The organism is Burkholderia sp. MSMB1078WGS (genome assembly GCF_001528895.1).
GTDB lineage: Bacteria > Pseudomonadota > Gammaproteobacteria > Burkholderiales > Burkholderiaceae > Burkholderia.
Genome location: NZ_LPDI01000110.1, coordinates 36255 through 53451 on the forward strand (window position 1 = coordinate 36255; position 17197 = coordinate 53451).

The following is a 17197-nucleotide window of genomic DNA, read 5'->3' on the forward strand; positions in this document are numbered from 1 at the left end:
TGTAGCACAACTCGGTGCCGTTCTTACCGCCTCCTGTCACGGGCGCGTCATCGAGCACGTCGACGGCATCTCCGTACGCGGCGCCGGCACCGCGAGCACCGTCCGGAAGCCGTAGCCCGACCCTTCGTTGTCGAAGCGCACGCCCGGCGTACCGGCCTTGTCCATTTCCATCACGTAAAGGGGTTGGATCAGTTGGTGATCCTGCGCGCGCATCCGCGACGCGTGAAAGCCGTCGTCGAACGACAGGCCCTCGAGCGCACGCGCAACTGCGACCGGGTCGGCCGAACCCGCGCGGGTCATCGCGGCGGCCAGCATTTCGATCATCTGGCTCATCCGCCGCACCGGATAGTCGTCCTGCGCGGCCGGGAAACGGGCCCGGAACGCGCGGTAGAACGCGTCGGAGCTGACGCCGCCCGCGTTCGGGTGCCAGTCCGCAACGGCCACGACATGGCCTACGCCCGCGTCGCCCAGGGCCGCCGGCGCGCCGAGGCTGTTGCCGTAGAACGTATAGAACTTCGCGTCGAGCCCCTGTTCGCGCGCCGCCTTCACGAGCAACGTGAGGTCGTTGCCCCAGTTGCCGGTCACGACGGCGTCCGCGCCGCTCGCGCGGATCTTCGCGATATACGGCGAGAAATCCTTGATCCGGCCGATCGGGTGAAATTCGTCGCCGGCGATCGTCACGTCCGGGCGTCGCGCGGCCAGCGCCTGCCGCGCGAGGGCGCTGACGTCGTGGCCGAAGCTGTAGTCCTGGTTCAACAGATAGACCTTGCGCAGCGCGCGATCGCGCGCCATCACGTCCGCGAGCGCGGCCATCCGCATGCCGGCATGCGCGTCGAAGCGGAAATGCCAGAAACTGCAGCGCGCGCCCGTCAGCGCCGGATCGTCGGCCGAATAGTTCAGGAACAGCATCCGGCGGTCCGGATCGCGCGCATTCAGCTTGTCGAGCGCCGCGACGAGCGCGGCCGCGACGGCCGAGCTGTTGCCCTGCGCGACGAAGCCGATACGGCGGTCGGCGGCCGCGCGCAATTGCACGAGCGCCTCCTCCGGGCTGCCCTTGCTGTCGAGCACCACGAGTTCGAGCCGGTGCGCGCCGTCGCGCAGCTTCACGCCGCCCGCCGCATTGACCTGCTCGACGCCGAAGCGCAGGTTGCGCTCGACCGCGGCGCCCGCGTTCGCGAACGGGCCCGACATCCCTTCGATCAGCGCGATCCGCACCGGCTCGCCACCGGCAAATGCGGACGACATCAGCATCCACCCCGCGCTCCACGCGAGCGCGCATCGCTTCCACCCCTGCATCGGCCACCTGCCCTTCAATCTGCCCGAGAAGCGCGGATCATAGGCTCCCGCACCCGCCGCCCGCAAGCGCGGCGGTGCGCGATCCGCACCGATTTTTTTCCGCGCGATGCGCGATCGCGCGCCGTCCGTGATAAAACGGGGCTTGTTTCCGTGTTCTGGAGAAATCCGATGCGCATTCGCATTCCTGCGCGCCTGCCGGTGCTGGCCGCCTGCGCCGCCGCGCTGCTGGCCGGTTGCGCGCAACCGTGGCAGCAATACCAGGCCGGCCAGGACGAATCGGCGATCGTCGCGCGCATGGGGCCGCCGCGCGAGATCTACGACCTGCCCGGCGGCGGCAAGCGTCTGATGTGGCCGACTCAGCCGATGGGCGAGATCACGGTCGCGGCCGACGTCGATGCAGCCCACCGGATCGTCAACGTGCGTCAGGTGCTGCAGCCGAGCGAGTTCTATCGCGCGGAAATCGGCAAGTGGACGAAGACCGACGTCCTCGTCAATTTCGGACGCCCGGTCGAGACCTCCTACTTCCCGCTGATGAAGCGCGAGGTCTGGACGTACCGGTATCTGGAGGACAACGTCTGGTACATGATGTACAGCTTCTACTTCGATCCGCAGGGCATCCTGCGCACCACGCAGAAAACGCCGGACCCGCTGCACGACCCCGATCGCCGCAACCTGTTCTGACCGATTGCACATTTACGCGCAATTATCGCAATGGCCATTCACGAATTATTGCTGAATGGCCATTTCATTTTTTCCGTCGCCTTATTTGATTTAACGAATAAGACGGAAAACTTTTCCGATCGATGACATTGCGATGGCAATACGCTGAACACCCCGTCATGCGGGCCGTGGCGCGTAAACAGGCATGGGCAGTGCATGTCATGCGTCGGGCTGGTGCATGCAATGCACTACGCCCAATCAATTTGAAACAATTTGTTTCAACTCACCCGGACTGCTAGGGCATACCCCTAATATCACCGAAACCAAACCTTTCAATTTAGAAAGAATGCCATTGCGCCATTTCGTTCGGTATTTATTTGCCTTTATCTGAAAGGAGTCCTCATGAATCGCCCCAAGAGCATGCTGGTTGCCAACATTGCCTGGGCCCGCGAGACGCGCGAACACACGCCCGGCTTCTTCGACGCGCTCGCGCGCGGCCAGAACCCGCGCGTGCTGTGGATCGGCTGCGCCGACAGCCGCGTGCCGGCCGAAACCATCACGCACTGCGCACCCGGCGAGCTGTTCGTCCATCGCAACATCGCGAACCTGTTCCACCCCGACGACGACAATTCCGCCAGCGTGCTCGAGTACGCGGTGCGAGTGCTGAAGGTCGATCACGTGATCGTATGCGGCCATTACGGGTGCGGCGGGGTCCGCGCGTCGCTGCTGCCGCCGCCCGCCGACCTGCCGCACGTCGCGCGCCGCATCGCGCCGCTCTGCGCGCTCGCGCGGCGTCATCGCGACGCGCTCGACGGGCTCGACGACCTGGCCGCCGCCGACCGCCTCGCCGAGCTGAACGTGCTCGAACAGGTGCGGCTGCTGCGCGCGTCGCCGATCGTACGCGGCCGCGAACGGCCGCCGCTCGTGCACGGCTGGATCTTTTCGCTCGCCGACGGGCGCCTGAAGGAGCTCGATTCCGGCTACACGGCGCCGCCGGCCGAAGCCGAAGCCGAGCCTGCCGCAGCCGCCGCGCTCGGCTGATCCGCGCCCCGCCCTCCATGCCAACGAAACCACCCCCAACCATGAAACTGAACGAGCGCCTATCCACCCTGCCGCGCGACATCGTCGCCGGCATCGTCGTTTTCCTCGTCGCGCTGCCGCTCTGTCTGGGCATCGCCAACGCCTCAGGCGTCGAGCCGTTCGCCGGGCTCGTGTCGGGCATCGTCGGCGGCATCGTCGTCGCGCTGCTGAGCGGCTCGTCGCTGTCCGTCAGCGGGCCGGCCGCCGGCCTCGTCGTGATCGTCGTCGAAGGGATCGCGCAACTCGGCAGCTTCTCCGCGTTCCTGCTCGCGGTGCTGCTGTCCGGCGTGCTCCAGTTCGGCTTCGGCATGCTGCGCGCGGGCCGCTTCGCCGCCTATGTGCCGTCGCCCGTCATCAAGGGCATGCTCGCCGCGATCGGCCTGCTGCTGATCGTGAAGCAGATTCCGTTCGCATTCGGCATTGGCGGCCAGGCCGCGCAATCGTTTGCGAACTGGCCGGGCCTGCCCGTCGCATGGGCCGCCACGGCCATCGCGCTCGTTTCGCTCGCGCTGCTCGTGGCGTGGGACACCCCCGCGCTGCGCCGCTTCGCGCTGGTGCGCTCGGTGCCCGCGCCGCTCGCGGTGGTCGTGCTCGGCATCGGCGCGACGCTCGTGCTGGGTGTCGTCGCGCCCGCGGTCGCGCCGGGCGCCGCCCATCGCGTCACGCTGCCCGAACTCGGATCGTTCGCCGCCTTCGCCGCATCGCTCAAGCACGCGGAGCTCGGCCAGAACTTCGCGCAGCTCGTCAATCCGGACGTATGGCGCGTCGCGATCACGCTTGCGGTCGTCGCCAGCCTCGAGACGCTGCTGAGCCTCGAGGCGGTCGAGCAGCTCGACCCCAAGCGCCGGCCGGTGCAACCCGATCGCGAACTGAAGGCCCAGGGCGTCGGCAACCTCGTCGCGGGTGCGGTCGGCGGCCTGCCGATCACGTCGGTGATCGTGCGCAGCTCGGTGAACGTCAACGCGGGCGCGCAAAGCCGGATGTCGGCGATCATCCACGGAGTGCTGCTGCTCGCCAGCGTGTTCGCACTCACCGGGCTGATCAACCTGATCCCGCTCGCGAGCCTGGCCGCGATCCTGATCCATACGGGCTTCAAGCTGGCGAAGCCGGCGCTGTTCCGCTCGGTGATGAAACAGGGGCCGGCCGCGTTCGTGCCGTTCGCCGCGACGATCGCCGGCGTGCTGACGGTCGACCTGCTGTTCGGCATCGCGCTCGGCCTCGCGTGCAGCGTGCTGGCCGTCGCCGTCGCGAACCTGAAGAGCCCCGTCACGCTCGCGCAGCACGACGACCACTTCCTGCTGTCGTTCCGCAAGGACGTGTCGTTTCTCGGCAAGGTGCAGGTCAAGCACCACCTGCGGCACATTCCGGACCGGGCGGCGGTGATCATCGACGCGACGCGCGCCGATTACATCGATCACGACGTGCTTGAACTGCTGGATGCGTTCGTCGCCGATGCGCCGCGGCGCGGGATCGCGGTCGAGTTCCGCCGGCGCCATCCCGCGCCACGCGCGGCTGCGCGCCGCTGGCTGTTCCGTGCGCCGGCTGCCGAATGAGCGGCCGATAAAAAACGCCCCGGCGGCACAGGGCCGCACGGGGCGTTTCGGGGGCGCGTCACGCGCGGCGCTTACGAGCGCTGCGGGTTGACCTTGTCGTCCTTCGAATGCAGCTTGTTCAGCGCCGAAATATATGCCTTCGCGGACGCGGCGACGATATCCGGATCGGTACCGACGCCGTTGACGATCCGCCCGCTCTTCGACAGACGGACGGTCACTTCGCCCTGCGCCTGCGTGCCGGTCGTGATCGCGTTCACCGAGTACAGCAGCAGTTCGGACCCGCTGCCGACTTCGCCCTCGATCGCATTGAACGTCGCATCGACCGGACCGTTGCCGCGCGCCTCGCCGGTCACTTCCTTGCCTTCGACCGCGAACACGACCTTCGCCTGCGGCTGCTCGCCCGTTTCCGAACGCTGCGACAGCGACACGAACTTGAAGTGCTCCTGCTCCTGCGCGAGCGCCGATTCCTCGGACACGATCGCGATGATGTCCTCGTCGAAGATCTCCGCCTTGCGGTCGGCCAGATCCTTGAAGCGCATGAACGCGGCATTCAATTCGGCTTCGCTGTCGAGCGATACGCCAAGCTCCTGCAGGCGCTGCTTGAACGCGTTGCGGCCCGACAGCTTGCCGAGCACGATCTTGTTCGCGGTCCAGCCCACGTCTTCCGCGCGCATGATCTCGTACGTGTCGCGCGCCTTGAGCACGCCGTCCTGGTGAATGCCCGACGCGTGCGCGAATGCATTCGCGCCGACCACCGCCTTGTTCGGCTGCACGACGAAGCCGGTGATCTGCGACACGAGCTTCGACGTCGGCACGATCTGCGACGTGTCGATGCCGACGTCGAGACCGAAGTAGTCCTTGCGCGTCTTCACCGCCATCACGATTTCTTCGAGCGACGTGTTGCCCGCGCGCTCGCCGAGACCGTTGATCGTGCACTCGACCTGACGCGCGCCGCCGATCTTCACGCCGGCGAGCGAGTTCGCGACCGCCATCCCGAGGTCGTTATGGCAGTGCACCGAGAAGATCGCCTTGTCCGAGTTCGGAATGCGCTCGCGCAGCGTCTTCACGAGGTTGCCGTAGAGCTCCGGCACACCGTAGCCGACCGTGTCGGCGATGTTGATCGTCGTCGCGCCTTCGGCGATCACGGCTTCCAGCACGCGGCACAGGAAATCCATGTCCGAACGGCTGCCGTCTTCCGGCGAGAACTCGACGTTGTCGGTGAACTTGCGCGCGAAACGCACCGCGAGGCGCGCCTGCTCGAACACCTGATCGGGCGTCATCCGCAGCTTCTTTTCCATGTGCAGCGGCGACGTCGCGATGAACGTGTGGATCCGGAAGCTGTTGGCCGGCTTCAGTGCGTCGGCCGCGCGCTGGATGTCCTTGTCGTTGGCCCGCGCCAGCGAGCAGATCGTGCTGTCCTTCACGAGACCGGCGATCGTGTGGATCGCATCGAAATCGCCGTTCGAGCTGGCGGCGAAGCCGGCCTCGATCACGTCGACCTTCATCCGCTCGAGGTGCTTCGCGATGCGGATTTTCTCTTCCTTCGTCATCGACGCACCGGGCGATTGCTCGCCGTCACGCAACGTCGTATCGAAAATGATCAGCTTGTCTGTCATGGGGGCTCCAGGGCTCTTTTATACGGAAGTCAAACGTAACGAGATCGCGCCACCGCTGGCGACGTTCAACAACAGACGAGGCTTGAGACGGAGGGCGAGAACGGTCAGCGCGGCAGGCGCGCCAAAGCTAGCGCGCGTAGCGGCGCACCGGCTAGAAGGAGGGAGAGGTGGGAAAAAGCAGTCATGCCGAAGACTATAGCGACATTCCGTTGGCCGCGCAATCGGACGGCACCCGGGAATCGACGTGGCCGGGCTCGAAAAAGGGCCAAATGAAAACGGCGGCCCCGAGGCCGCCGCTTCCGGGCAAATCGCAGCGTCGGCGTCAGTGATCGCGCTGCGATGAGCGCGCCGGATTCGCGCGCCCGCGGACGGCCGTGTAGGCCCAGAACACATAGCCGGACAACCCGTACAGCACGAACAGGCAGAACAGCATCAGCGGCGGATCGGACGACACGAGCACGAACGCGACGACGACGAGCAGGATCGCCGCGAACGGCACGCGGTGCCGTACGTCGAGCGCCTTGCCGCTGTAGAACGGCGCGTTCGACACCATCGTCACGCCCGCGTAGATCGTCAGCACGAAGGCGACCCACGGCAGCCAGCCGAGCTTCATCGGCACGCGGTTGTCGGTCGCGAGCCACACGAAGCCCGCGATCAGCGCGGCGGCGGCCGGGCTCGGCAGCCCCTGGAAAAAGCGCTTGTCGACCACGCCGATGTTCGTGTTGAAGCGCGCGAGACGCAGCGCAGCGCCCGAGCAATAGACGAACGCGGCGAGCCAGCCCCAGCGGCCGAGATCCTTCAGTACCCACTCGTACATCACGAGCGCGGGCGCCACGCCGAACGACACCATGTCCGACAGGCTGTCGAACTGCTCGCCGAACGCGCTCTGCGTATGCGTCATGCGCGCCACGCGCCCGTCCATCCCGTCGAGCACCATCGCGACGAAAATCGCGATCGCGGCGATCTCGAAGCGCACGTTCATCGCCTGCACGACCGCGAAGAAGCCGCAGAACAGCGCGGCGGTCGTGAATGCGTTCGGCAGCAGATAGATGCCGCGCGTCTTCAGGAACCGCTGGCGCGCGGCGCGGCGGCTTTCGAGCGGCGCCTGATCGGGCGCCATCACCTTGTTGCGGCGGAACGGGCGTGGCGTCTGGCTGGAGCCATTGCGCGGCCGACGCGGTTTGAATGCGGCCATCGTGCGCCCCGCCCGTTACTGCTCGAGCTCGGCGAGGATCGTCGACGACGCGTAGACCTTCTCGCCGATCGACACCTTCGCGCGGCTGCCGAGCGGCAGGTACACGTCGACGCGCGAACCGAAGCGGATGAAACCGTAGCGCTGGCCGCGCGACAGCGGCTCGCCGGCACGGACGTAGCAGAGGATCCGGCGCGCGATCAGGCCGGCGATCTGCACGGACGTGACGGTCTTGCCGCTCGCCGTCTGGATCACGACCGCGTTGCGCTCGTTCTCGGTCGACGCCTTGTCGATCGCCGCGTTCAGGAACGCGCCCGGGAAATACTCGACCTTGCTGATCGCGCCATCGACCGGCGAACGCTGCGAATGGACATTGAAGACATTCATGAACACGCTGATCTTCAGCGCTTCGCGGTTCGCGTACGGATCCTGCGCGGTCTCGACCGCGACGATGCGGCCGTCTGCCGGGCACAGCACCGCGTTCGGCTGCGCCGGGATCGGGCGCTGCGGATCGCGGAAGAACTGGACGACGAAGACGAGCAGCAGCCAGAACGGCCACGCGAAGCCGAAGCCCCCGACGGCATGGATCAACAGCGCGATGACGGCTGCAATCGCGATGAACGGCCAGCCTTCGCGCGCGATGATCGGATGAGGATAGTTCATGGATTCGTTCTGTGTTCGGTGAATTGCAAAGCCCGTAGCATAACAAAAGCCGCCCGGGGCACTGCTGCCTTCGGACGGCTTTTTGATGCCGGCCCTTCGTTCGAAGGGCCGGAACAGCACGTGGTGCTTAGTTCTTCGTCTGGTCGACGAGCTTGTTCTTCGCGATCCACGGCATCATCGCACGCAGCTTCGCGCCGACCTGCTCGATCTGGTGCTCGGCCGTCAGGCGGCGGCGCGACTGCAGCGTCGGCGCGCCTGCCTTGTTTTCGAGAATGAAGCTCTTCGCGTACTCGCCCGTCTGGATGTCGGTCAGGCACTGCTTCATCGCCTTCTTCGTCTCTTCCGTGACGACGCGCGGGCCGGTCACGTACTCGCCGTACTCGGCGTTGTTCGAGATCGAGTAGTTCATGTTCGCGATGCCGCCTTCGTAGATCAGGTCGACGATCAGCTTCAGTTCGTGCAGGCACTCGAAGTACGCCATTTCCGGCGCGTAGCCGGCTTCGACCAGCGTCTCGAAACCCGCCTTGATCAGCTCGACGGTACCGCCGCACAGCACGGCCTGCTCGCCGAACAGGTCGGTTTCGGTTTCTTCACGGAAGTTCGTCTCGATGATGCCGGCACGGCCGCCGCCGTTCGCCGCCGCATACGACAGCGCGATGTCGCGTGCCGCGCCCGACTTGTTCTGCGCAACCGCGATCAGGTGCGGCACGCCGCCGCCTTGTGCATACGTGCCGCGCACGGTGTGGCCCGGGGCCTTCGGCGCGATCATGATCACGTCGAGGTCGGCGCGCGGGATCACCTGGCCGTAGTGGACGTTGAAGCCGTGCGCGAATGCCAGCGCCGCGCCCTGCTTGATGTTCGCGTGCACTTCCTTCGCGTACACGTCGGCGATCTGCTCGTCCGGCAGCAGCATCATCACGACGTCCGCGCCCTTCACCGCTTCCGCGACTTCCTTCACTGCGAGACCGGCGTTTTCGGCCTTGCTCCACGACGCGCCGCCCTTGCGAAGGCCGACCGTCACGTTCACGCCGCTGTCCTTCAGGTTCAGTGCGTGCGCATGGCCTTGCGAGCCGTAGCCGATGATCGTGACTTGCTTGCCCTTGATGAGGGAGAGGTCGGCGTCTTTGTCGTAGAAAACGTTCATGATGGTTCCTTCGCTAATTCAAAAATTCAACAATTCGTTCGGATGGGGTACTGCGGGCCGGGACATGACGGCGCACCCGGCGTGCCTTCTTGCAATATCGGCATCACACCTTCAGGATGCGCTCGCCGCGTCCGATGCCGGAGCTGCCGGTCCGCACGGTCTCGAGGATCGCGGTGGCGTCCAGCCCCTGGATGAATGCGTCGAGCTTGTCGCTCGCGCCCGTCAATTCGATCGTGTAGGTCTTCTCGGTCACGTCGATGATGCGGCCGCGGAAAATGTCCGACATCCGCTTCATTTCTTCGCGCTCCTTGCCCACTGCACGTACCTTGATCAGCATCAGCTCGCGTTCGATGTGTGCACCGTCGGTCAGGTCCACCACTTTCACCACCTCGATCAGGCGGTTCAGATGCTTCGTGATCTGTTCGATCACGTCGTCCGAGCCAATGGAAACGATGGTCAGCCGCGACAGCGATTGGTCTTCGGTCGGCGCCACCGTCAAGGTTTCGATGTTGTAGCCGCGTGCGGAAAAGAGACCGACCACGCGCGACAGCGCGCCCGGTTCGTTTTCCAGCAGGACGGAAATGATGTGTCTCATGTTCGCTTCTTCCAGAATGTGTCCGTGTCGATTCACTCGCGCCGCGCGCCGTCGCGTGCCGCGCCGCCCTTCGTGAAGGCGGCCGCATCGCGCGCTGCGCGCGTCGCGCCGTTACAGATCTTCCGATCCGAGCAGCATCTCGGTGATGCCCTTGCCGGCCTGTACCATCGGCCAGACGTTTTCGGTCGGATCGGTCTGGAAGTCGAGAAACACGGTGCGGTCCTTCAGGCGCAGCGCTTCCTTCAGCGCCGGCTCCACATCCGAAGTCTTTTCGATCCGCATGCCGACATGGCCGTACGCTTCGGCGAGCTTCACGAAATCGGGCAGCGCATCCATGTACGAATGCGAATAGCGCTTGCTGTATTCGATCTGCTGCCACTGGCGGACCATGCCGAGGTAGCGGTTGTTCAGCGAAATGATCTTCACGGGCGTGTCGTACTGCAGGCAGGTCGACAGTTCCTGGATGCACATCTGGATCGAGCCTTCACCCGTGATGCACAGCACGTCGTCGTCCGGATGGGCCATCTTGACGCCCATCGCCGCCGGCAGGCCGAAGCCCATCGTGCCGAGGCCGCCGGAATTGATCCAGCGACGCGGCTTGTTGAAACGGTAGAACTGCGCGGCCCACATCTGGTGCTGGCCGACGTCCGAGCACACGAACGCGTTGCCGTCCGTCAGCTCCCACGCCTTCTCGACCACGTATTGCGGCTTGATGATCTCGCTTTCGCGGTCGTACTTCAGGCAGTCCTTCGCGCGCCAGCTCTCGATGTCCTTCCACCATTGCGCGAGCGCTTCGGTGTCGGGGCCGTGTTCGGCCGTCTGCAGTTGCTCGATCAGCTCCTTCAGCACTTCCTTCACGTCGCCGACGATCGGGATGTCGACCTTCACGCGCTTCGAGATCGACGACGGGTCGATGTCGATATGGATGATCTTGCGCGGACGCGACGCGAAGTGGGCCGGATCGCCGATCACGCGGTCGTCGAAGCGCGCGCCGATCGCGATCAGCACGTCGCAGTGCTGCATCGCCATGTTCGCTTCGTAGGTGCCGTGCATGCCGAGCATGCCGAGGAATTTCCTGTCCGACGCGCGATAGCCGCCGAGGCCCATCAGCGTGTTCGTGACCGGGTAGCCGAGCAGGTCCGCGAACTGGTTCAGTTCACGCGACGCGTCGGCGAGGATGATGCCGCCACCCGTGTAGATGTACGGGCGCTTCGCCGTCAGCAACAGCGACACGGCCTTGCGGATCTGGCCCGAATGGCCCTTCGTGACGGGGTTGTACGAACGCAGCGACACGCTCTTGATCGGCTCGTACTGACACGGCGTCTTCGAGATGTCCTTCGGGATGTCGATCAGCACCGGGCCCGGACGGCCGGTGCGGGCGATGTAGAACGCCTTCTTGACGGTTTCCGCGAGGTCGCGCACGTCCTTCACGAGGAAGTTGTGCTTCACGCAGGGACGCGTGATGCCGACGGTGTCGCATTCCTGGAATGCGTCCTGACCGATCGCGGCCGTCGGCACCTGGCCGCTGATCACGACCATCGGGATCGAATCCATGTACGCCGTTGCGATGCCGGTCACCGCGTTGGTGACACCGGGGCCCGACGTCACGAGGCAGACGCCGACATTGCCGGTGGAGCGCGCATACGCATCGGCTGCGTGCACGGCCGCCTGTTCGTGGCGCACCAGCACGTGCTGAATCTTGTCCTGCTTGTACAGCTCGTCGTAAATGTAGAGAACCGAGCCGCCGGGATAGCCCCAGATGAATTCGACGTTTTCGTCGGCCAGTGCCTTCATGAGCACGGTACCGCCGATGGAGTCGCTATCGGGAGGGGAAAGGGGTTCCGACGTGGAGAATTCCGCGCTGGGCATGTTCATGTTGACCTTTCGAATTTTCGGCAAAAAATTGATCGGGTGCTCTCTGCCGGGCTTGTGGCTCGGGTTCAAGCGGCGCGTCTAGTTTGAAGGGCGGGCTTCTTGGGCCAGCCTCAAATGAGACCATCACTTCATGTTGCGAATCGCCGACGATAGCGGGTAGCGATTGAGCCGTCAAGCAAAATATCCCGCAGCGCATCATGCGCGCCGCCCGACGCCCCGCCGGCGCGGTTCGCGCGCAACGTGCGGCGCCCGAACCGGTGCCAAGCCGCGCGAAAATTTGATAGCATCCGCGGGTTTTACGAAATTTTTCGACCTTTTACACCACGCAGCGGGCCGCAGCGCATACCTTCACGGAATGGCATCAGACAAGGAACTCGCCGACTTTCTGGCGGGCGTCGAAAGGCGCGCGTTCAAGCAGGCCGCGTACGCCGTGCGTGACGACGATGCATCGCTCGACATCGTGCAGGACGCGATGATCAAGCTCGCTGAAAAGTACGGCGACCGGCCGGCGGCCGAGCTGCCGCTGCTTTTTCAGCGGATCCTGCAGAACGCGATCCACGACTGGTTCCGCCGACAGAAGGTCCGCAACACGTGGGTGACGCTCTTCTCGTCGCTGAACAACACCGACGACGACGACTTCGACCCGCTCGAAACGCTCGAATCCGCGGACGACAACGCCGGCGTCGAGAGCAGCGAGCACCGCCTCGAAAGAGAGCAGGTTCTGGCCCTGATCGACGAGGAAATCCAGAAACTTCCGACGCGTCAACGGGAAGCGTTCCTGATGCGTTATTGGGAAGATATGGATGTCGCCGAGACTGCCGCCGCGATGGGGTGCTCCGAGGGCAGCGTCAAGACGCACTGCTCGCGAGCCACCCACACATTGGCGCAAGCGCTCAAGGCCAAAGGAATCACGCTATGAGCTCCGCTCCCGCAAACCGAGAACACGAATTCGCGCTGAAGGTGCGCCGCGCGCTGGACGAGCGCGCCGCCGCCCTGCCTGCCGCGACCACCGACCGGCTGGCCGTCGCCCGCCGGGCCGCGCTCGCGCGCAAGAAGCCCGAAGCCGCGAGTGCGCCGGTGTTCGTGCCGGCCTTCGCCGGCGCGGCCGGCGCCTATGGCCCGACGCCCGCGAACCGCCCGCCGGCCGGCCGCCTGTCGTTCGCGCGCCGGCTGCTGCGCGCATGGCCGCTCGCATTGCTGCTCGCGGGGCTCGTCGGCATCGCGTACTGGGAAGACATGCAGCGCACCGCCGAACTCGCCGACATCGACGCGGCGATGCTCAGCGACGACCTGCCGCTCAACGCGTATCTCGACCACGGGTTCAACGCGTATCTTTCGCGCGCTCACTAACAGACAATAACGAGGGGATCGTACGGGTGAGTCAGAAGCGCGGCCTGGCCGTATTTTTCGGATGCGTGATCGCGATCGCCGTTTCCTACGTCGCCACGTATCCCCGATTTCACCCGGCCCCCGCGACGGCTCCCGTCGCGACCACCAGCCCCGCCGCGCCCGCGTCGACCGCAACCGGCCTGACCACCGAACTCCCCCCGCTGCCCCTGCCGCTGCCGGCCGCCGCGGGCCCGCTGTCGTGGGCGCGCCTCACGCCGGCGCAGCACGCAGCCCTCGCTCCGTTCGCCGACCAGTGGGACGGCTTCAGCGACGCCCGCAAGCGCAAATGGCTGAAGATCGCATCGCGTTTCGCGAAGTTGTCGCCGGATGACCAGAAACGCCTGCAGGAGCGGATGACCGAATGGGCGAAGATGACGCCCGAGCAGCGCCGCGTCGCGCGCGAGAACTACCAGAGTGCGAAGGAGCTGTCCGCTCAGGCGCGCGAGCGCGCGTGGAAGGCCTACCAGCAACTCCCCGAGGAGCAGAAGGAACGGCTTGCCGCCGCCGAGCGCCGTCGCAAGCCGAGTGTCGTCAGCGCGCCGCCGACGGTCGCCGACCGTGACGTGCGCCGCCTCGTCAACGCGCACGAACACCCGGCGAGCGGCGCGGCGGCCGCCGCGGCGCCCGCGTCGGCCGGTGCCGCCGCGCAGCCGGCGCCCGCGTCGTCGACCTCCGGCACCGCATCCGCACCGGCCGCCGTGGCGCCGGTGTCGCCCGCCGACGCGCCCTCGCTGTTCAAGGGCTCCTGAGCGGCCGTGGCGAGCGCCCGCGCCCCCGAAACCCCGGCCGTCGCGCCGTCCGTACGGCGGCGCCTCGCCGCGCTGCTCTACGAAGGCGTACTGTTGTTCGGCGTCGTGTTCTTCGCCGGGCTCGCGTTCAGCCTCGCGACACGGCAACGCAACGGCCTCGTCCATCACAACCTGCTTGCCGCGTGGATCGCGCTCGTCGTCGGCGCGTATTTCGTGTGGTTCTGGACGCACGGCGGCCAGACGCTGCCGATGAAGACCTGGCGGCTACGGCTCGAATCGTCGAGCGGCCGGCCGCTGAGCGCTGGCCACGCGCTCGTCCGCTACGTGCTCGGCTGGCTGTGGTTCCTGCCGCCGCTCGCGCTGCACCCGCTCCTCGGACTGTCGGTGCCCGTCACGCTCGCGCTCACCGCCGCATGGATCGTCGTGTGGGCCGGCGCCGCCCGGTTGCACGCCGATCGCCAGTTCCTGCACGACCGGATCGCGCGCACGCGCGTCGTCGCGATACCGCGCTGACGCACCGCATTCGTCAGATGAAATCCGCTCGTCCGGTGCGCTCGTCGAGCCGGACGGCCGTGCCGGACAAGCGACGATCGTTCGGTGCGGCAGGTTACGCAACGCCTGTCCATTCACTGCTAAACACCCTTCAACGGCCGTAATAAGAACGTCTCGTGACTGTCACGGCACAGTCACGCCCGCATGGCGGAATGCCGGTAATGTCAACCGGCGCGAGTCATGCATGGGCCAGAAAACGTCCGCGACCTCACTGTTTCGTCACCCCATCGGCGCTCGCGCCGCCACTGCGTTCCTGTCCGGCTCGGGGGCAACCGACGGCGTGGTGTCGCAAAAGCCGCCCGTCGCGCACACCACGCAGCACGAGGACCCTGAACCGTCCGCCCATCGCTACCGCACCATCTGGCTGTCCGACATCCACCTCGGCTCGAGCGGCTGCCAGGCACCCTACCTGCTGGACTTCCTGCGTCACAACGACTCGGAATACCTGTACCTCGTCGGCGACATCATCGACGGCTGGCAGCTGAAGAAAGGCTGGTACTGGCCGCAGGCGCACAACGACGTCGTGCAGAAGATCCTGCGCAAGGCGCGCAAGGGCACGCAGGTGGTCTACATCCCCGGCAACCACGACGAAGGCGCGCGGCAGTTCTGCGATCTCGCGTTCGGCGACATCCAGGTGCGCGGCGAGGCATTCCACACGACGCTCGCAGGCAAACGTTTGTGGATCGTGCACGGCGACCTGTTCGACGGCGTGATCCAGCACGCGAAATGGCTCGCGTACCTCGGCGACACGCTCTACACGCTGATCCTCGTGCTGAACCGCTGGTTCAACCGGATCCGCAGCCGGCTGGGCTTCCAGTACTGGTCGCTGTCGCAGTACCTGAAGCACCAGGTGAAGAACGCGGTCAACTTCATCTCGCAGTTCGAGACCGTGATGACCGACGAGGCCCGCCGCCGCGGCTGCGACGGCGTCGTGTGCGGCCATATCCACAAGGCCGAGATCCGCGACATCGACGGCGTGCTGTACTGCAACGACGGCGACTGGGTCGAAAGCCTGTCCGCGCTCGTCGAAACGATGGAAGGCGAACTGAAGATCGTCTACTGGACGGTGATGCGCTCCGCGCCGTCGGAGACCACGTCGCGCAAGGCCAAGGCCGCTGCCTGACACAACCTTACTTACAGGACAGATGCCGCGATGAAGATCATGATCGTCACCGATGCGTGGGAACCGCAGGTCAACGGCGTCGTGCGCACGCTGAAAAGCACGTCGCGCGAACTCACGGCGCTCGGCCACCGCGTCGAACTGCTGACGCCGCTGGAATTCCGCACGGTGCCCTGCCCGACCTACCCCGAGATCCGCCTGTCGATCCTGCCGTACCGCAAGCTGCGCGCGCGGATCGATGCGTTCGCGCCCGACGCGCTGCACATCGCGACCGAAGGCCCGCTCGGACTGGCCGCCCGGCGCTATGCACGCGCCCGCAAGCTGCCGTACACGACCGCCTACCACACGCGCTTTCCGGAATACGTGCAGGCGCGCTTCGGTATTCCGCTCGCCGCGACCTACCGCTTCCTGCACTGGTTCCACGGCCCGTCGCTCGCGGTGATGGCGCCGACGCCGGTCGTCAAGCAGGATCTCGAGAAATACGGCTTCACGAACGTGGTGCTGTGGACGCGCGGCGTCGATCTCGACATCTTCCATCCGATGGAGTCGAAGGTGCTCAACACCGCGCGGCCGATCTTCCTGTACGTGGGCCGCGTCGCGATCGAGAAGAACGTCGAGGCGTTCCTGCGCCTCGATCTGCCCGGCTCGAAATGGGTCGCGGGCGAAGGCCCCGCGCTCGCGGAGCTGAAGTCGCGCTACCCGGAGGCGAACTATCTCGGCGTGCTGTCGCAGGCCGAACTCGCGAAGGTGTATGCTGCGGCCGACGTGTTCGTGTTCCCGAGTCGCACCGACACGTTCGGCCTCGTGCTGCTCGAGGCGCTCGCCTGCGGCACGCCGGTGGCCGCGTATCCCGTCACGGGCCCGATCGACGTGCTCAGCGGAGGCGACGCCGGCGCGATGCACGAGGACCTGCAGGAAGCCTGCCTCGAGGCGCTGAAGATCGAACGCACGACTGCGCGCGCGTGGGCGGAACGCTTCTCGTGGCGCGCGGCATCCGAGCAGTTCGCGTCGCATCTGAAGCCGCTGCCGAAGACCGCGTACTCGCCCGCCGAAGGTGCCGCCGTTTGAAACGAGACCTGAACGACAAGACCCCGCCCTTTAACGCAACGCCGCAACGGCACCGGCCGTTCGACGAGGAAGAGCCGCACGCCGAAACGGACGCGCATCCGCACGAGCCGCTCGGCCCCGACGATCGGCTGACACCGCTGCCGCCGAACCCGTACAAGCGCCACCGCGGCATCACGCGTGCGTGGTTCGCGCTCAAGCATTCGCTGAACGGCTTTCGCGTCGCGATCCGCGAGGAAAGCGCGTTTCGCCAGGAGCTCACGCTCGCCGCGCTGATGCTGCCGATCGGCGCCTTCGCGCCGGTGCCGGCCGCGTCGCGCGCGCTGCTGATCGCCTCGGTGCTGCTGGTGCTGATCGTCGAGCTGCTGAACTCGAGCGTCGAAGCCGCGATCGACCGCATCTCGCTCGAGCGCCACGAACTCTCGAAGCGCGCGAAGGACCTCGGCAGCGCGGCCGTGACGGTCGCGCTGTTCGCGTGCGTGACGACCTGGGGCTTCGTGCTCGGCCCGGTCGCCGCACGCTGGCTCGGCTTCTAGCCCTGCCGGGCGCCTGCCCCGGCCACCCGCATGCGGCGCCGCACCATGCGCCGCGCGGGGCCGCGATCACGAAATGCCCCGATGTGGCGAAACCCCGGTTTATAATCGTCCG

The 17197-nt window shown here is 66.2% G+C and carries 17 protein-coding genes; 10 read left to right on the forward strand and 7 right to left on the reverse strand.

Translation table 11 applies throughout. The features are described 5' to 3' along the window. Positions 1-36: 36 nt before the first annotated feature. Positions 37-1296, reverse strand: coding sequence for a branched-chain amino acid ABC transporter substrate-binding protein (locus tag WT24_RS29410; protein WP_060036753.1), 1260 nt, complete (start codon positions 1294-1296; stop codon positions 37-39). Between the two features lie 168 nt (positions 1297-1464). On the opposite strand from WT24_RS29410, the gene WT24_RS29415 reads away from it, so the two are divergent. The 3 genes from WT24_RS29415 to WT24_RS29425 all read left to right on the forward strand — a co-directional run bounded on the left by WT24_RS29415 (position 1465) and on the right by WT24_RS29425 (position 4589). Continuing rightward, positions 1465-1977: a hypothetical protein gene (locus WT24_RS29415; RefSeq protein ID WP_027784990.1), complete on the forward strand. Its 513-nt coding sequence runs from the start codon at positions 1465-1467 to the stop codon at positions 1975-1977. Positions 1978-2358: 381 nt separating this feature from the next. After that, on the forward strand, positions 2359-2997 hold the full coding sequence (locus WT24_RS35870) for a carbonic anhydrase (RefSeq protein WP_059499237.1): 639 nt from the start codon (positions 2359-2361) through the stop codon (positions 2995-2997). A 41-nt stretch (positions 2998-3038) separates the two neighbouring features. After that, on the forward strand, positions 3039-4589 hold the full coding sequence (locus tag WT24_RS29425) for a SulP family inorganic anion transporter (protein ID WP_059499236.1): 1551 nt from the start codon (positions 3039-3041) through the stop codon (positions 4587-4589). Between the two features lie 71 nt (positions 4590-4660). Here WT24_RS29425 and WT24_RS29430 read toward each other — a convergent pair whose 3' ends face one another. The 6 genes from WT24_RS29430 to WT24_RS29455 form a co-directional block, all read right to left on the reverse strand. Next, on the reverse strand, positions 4661-6205 hold the full coding sequence (locus WT24_RS29430; protein WP_034207975.1) for a 2-isopropylmalate synthase: 1545 nt from the start codon (positions 6203-6205) through the stop codon (positions 4661-4663). A gap of 322 nt (positions 6206-6527) precedes the next feature. Then, positions 6528-7400 carry a CDP-diacylglycerol--serine O-phosphatidyltransferase gene (pssA, locus tag WT24_RS29435; RefSeq protein ID WP_059499235.1) on the reverse strand — a complete coding sequence of 291 codons (873 nt, stop codon included), beginning with the start codon at positions 7398-7400 and terminating at the stop codon, positions 6528-6530. 15 nt (positions 7401-7415) lie between these two features. Further along, positions 7416-8060 (reverse strand): phosphatidylserine decarboxylase, encoded by a 645-nt coding sequence (locus WT24_RS29440; protein WP_006491035.1) that lies wholly within the window; start codon positions 8058-8060, stop codon positions 7416-7418. A gap of 127 nt (positions 8061-8187) precedes the next feature. Next, positions 8188-9204: a ketol-acid reductoisomerase gene (gene ilvC / locus WT24_RS29445; protein WP_059791285.1), complete on the reverse strand. Its 1017-nt coding sequence runs from the start codon at positions 9202-9204 to the stop codon at positions 8188-8190. Positions 9205-9307: 103 nt separating this feature from the next. Continuing rightward, complete coding sequence (gene ilvN, locus WT24_RS29450) at positions 9308-9799, reverse strand: acetolactate synthase small subunit (RefSeq protein WP_034207977.1); 492 nt, start codon at positions 9797-9799, stop codon at positions 9308-9310. Between the two features lie 111 nt (positions 9800-9910). Then, entirely contained in the window at positions 9911-11674 is a 1764-nt protein-coding gene (locus WT24_RS29455; RefSeq protein ID WP_059499233.1) for an acetolactate synthase 3 catalytic subunit, read from the reverse strand. A 355-nt stretch (positions 11675-12029) separates the two neighbouring features. Here WT24_RS29455 and WT24_RS29460 point away from each other — a divergent pair, with 355 nt between their 5' ends. The 7 genes from WT24_RS29460 to WT24_RS29490 all read left to right on the forward strand — a co-directional run bounded on the left by WT24_RS29460 (position 12030) and on the right by WT24_RS29490 (position 17085). Continuing rightward, positions 12030-12593 carry an RNA polymerase sigma factor gene (locus tag WT24_RS29460; protein ID WP_027784998.1) on the forward strand — a complete coding sequence of 188 codons (564 nt, stop codon included), beginning with the start codon at positions 12030-12032 and terminating at the stop codon, positions 12591-12593. Then, positions 12590-13024 (forward strand): DUF3619 family protein, encoded by a 435-nt coding sequence (locus WT24_RS29465; RefSeq protein WP_059791287.1) that lies wholly within the window; start codon positions 12590-12592, stop codon positions 13022-13024. The genes WT24_RS29460 and WT24_RS29465 overlap by 4 nt, the downstream gene beginning before the upstream one ends. Positions 13025-13050: 26 nt before the next feature. Then, the gene (locus WT24_RS29470; RefSeq protein ID WP_060036755.1) at positions 13051-13812 is read left to right on the forward strand and encodes a DUF3106 domain-containing protein; all 762 of its coding nucleotides are present in this window, start codon (positions 13051-13053) and stop codon (positions 13810-13812) included. Between the two features lie 6 nt (positions 13813-13818). Further along, positions 13819-14325: an RDD family protein gene (locus WT24_RS29475; RefSeq protein WP_059499230.1), complete on the forward strand. Its 507-nt coding sequence runs from the start codon at positions 13819-13821 to the stop codon at positions 14323-14325. 223 nt (positions 14326-14548) lie between these two features. Continuing rightward, complete coding sequence (locus WT24_RS29480; RefSeq protein ID WP_059499229.1) at positions 14549-15487, forward strand: UDP-2,3-diacylglucosamine diphosphatase; 939 nt, start codon at positions 14549-14551, stop codon at positions 15485-15487. Positions 15488-15517: 30 nt separating this feature from the next. Continuing rightward, positions 15518-16552, forward strand: a complete 1035-nt coding sequence (locus tag WT24_RS29485; RefSeq protein WP_059499228.1) for a glycosyltransferase family 1 protein — start codon at positions 15518-15520, stop codon at positions 16550-16552. Further along, a complete protein-coding gene (locus tag WT24_RS29490; protein WP_060036756.1) occupies positions 16549-17085 on the forward strand; it encodes a diacylglycerol kinase in 537 nt (178 codons plus the stop codon). The genes WT24_RS29485 and WT24_RS29490 overlap by 4 nt, the downstream gene beginning before the upstream one ends. The last annotated feature ends 112 nt before the right edge of the window (positions 17086-17197 follow it).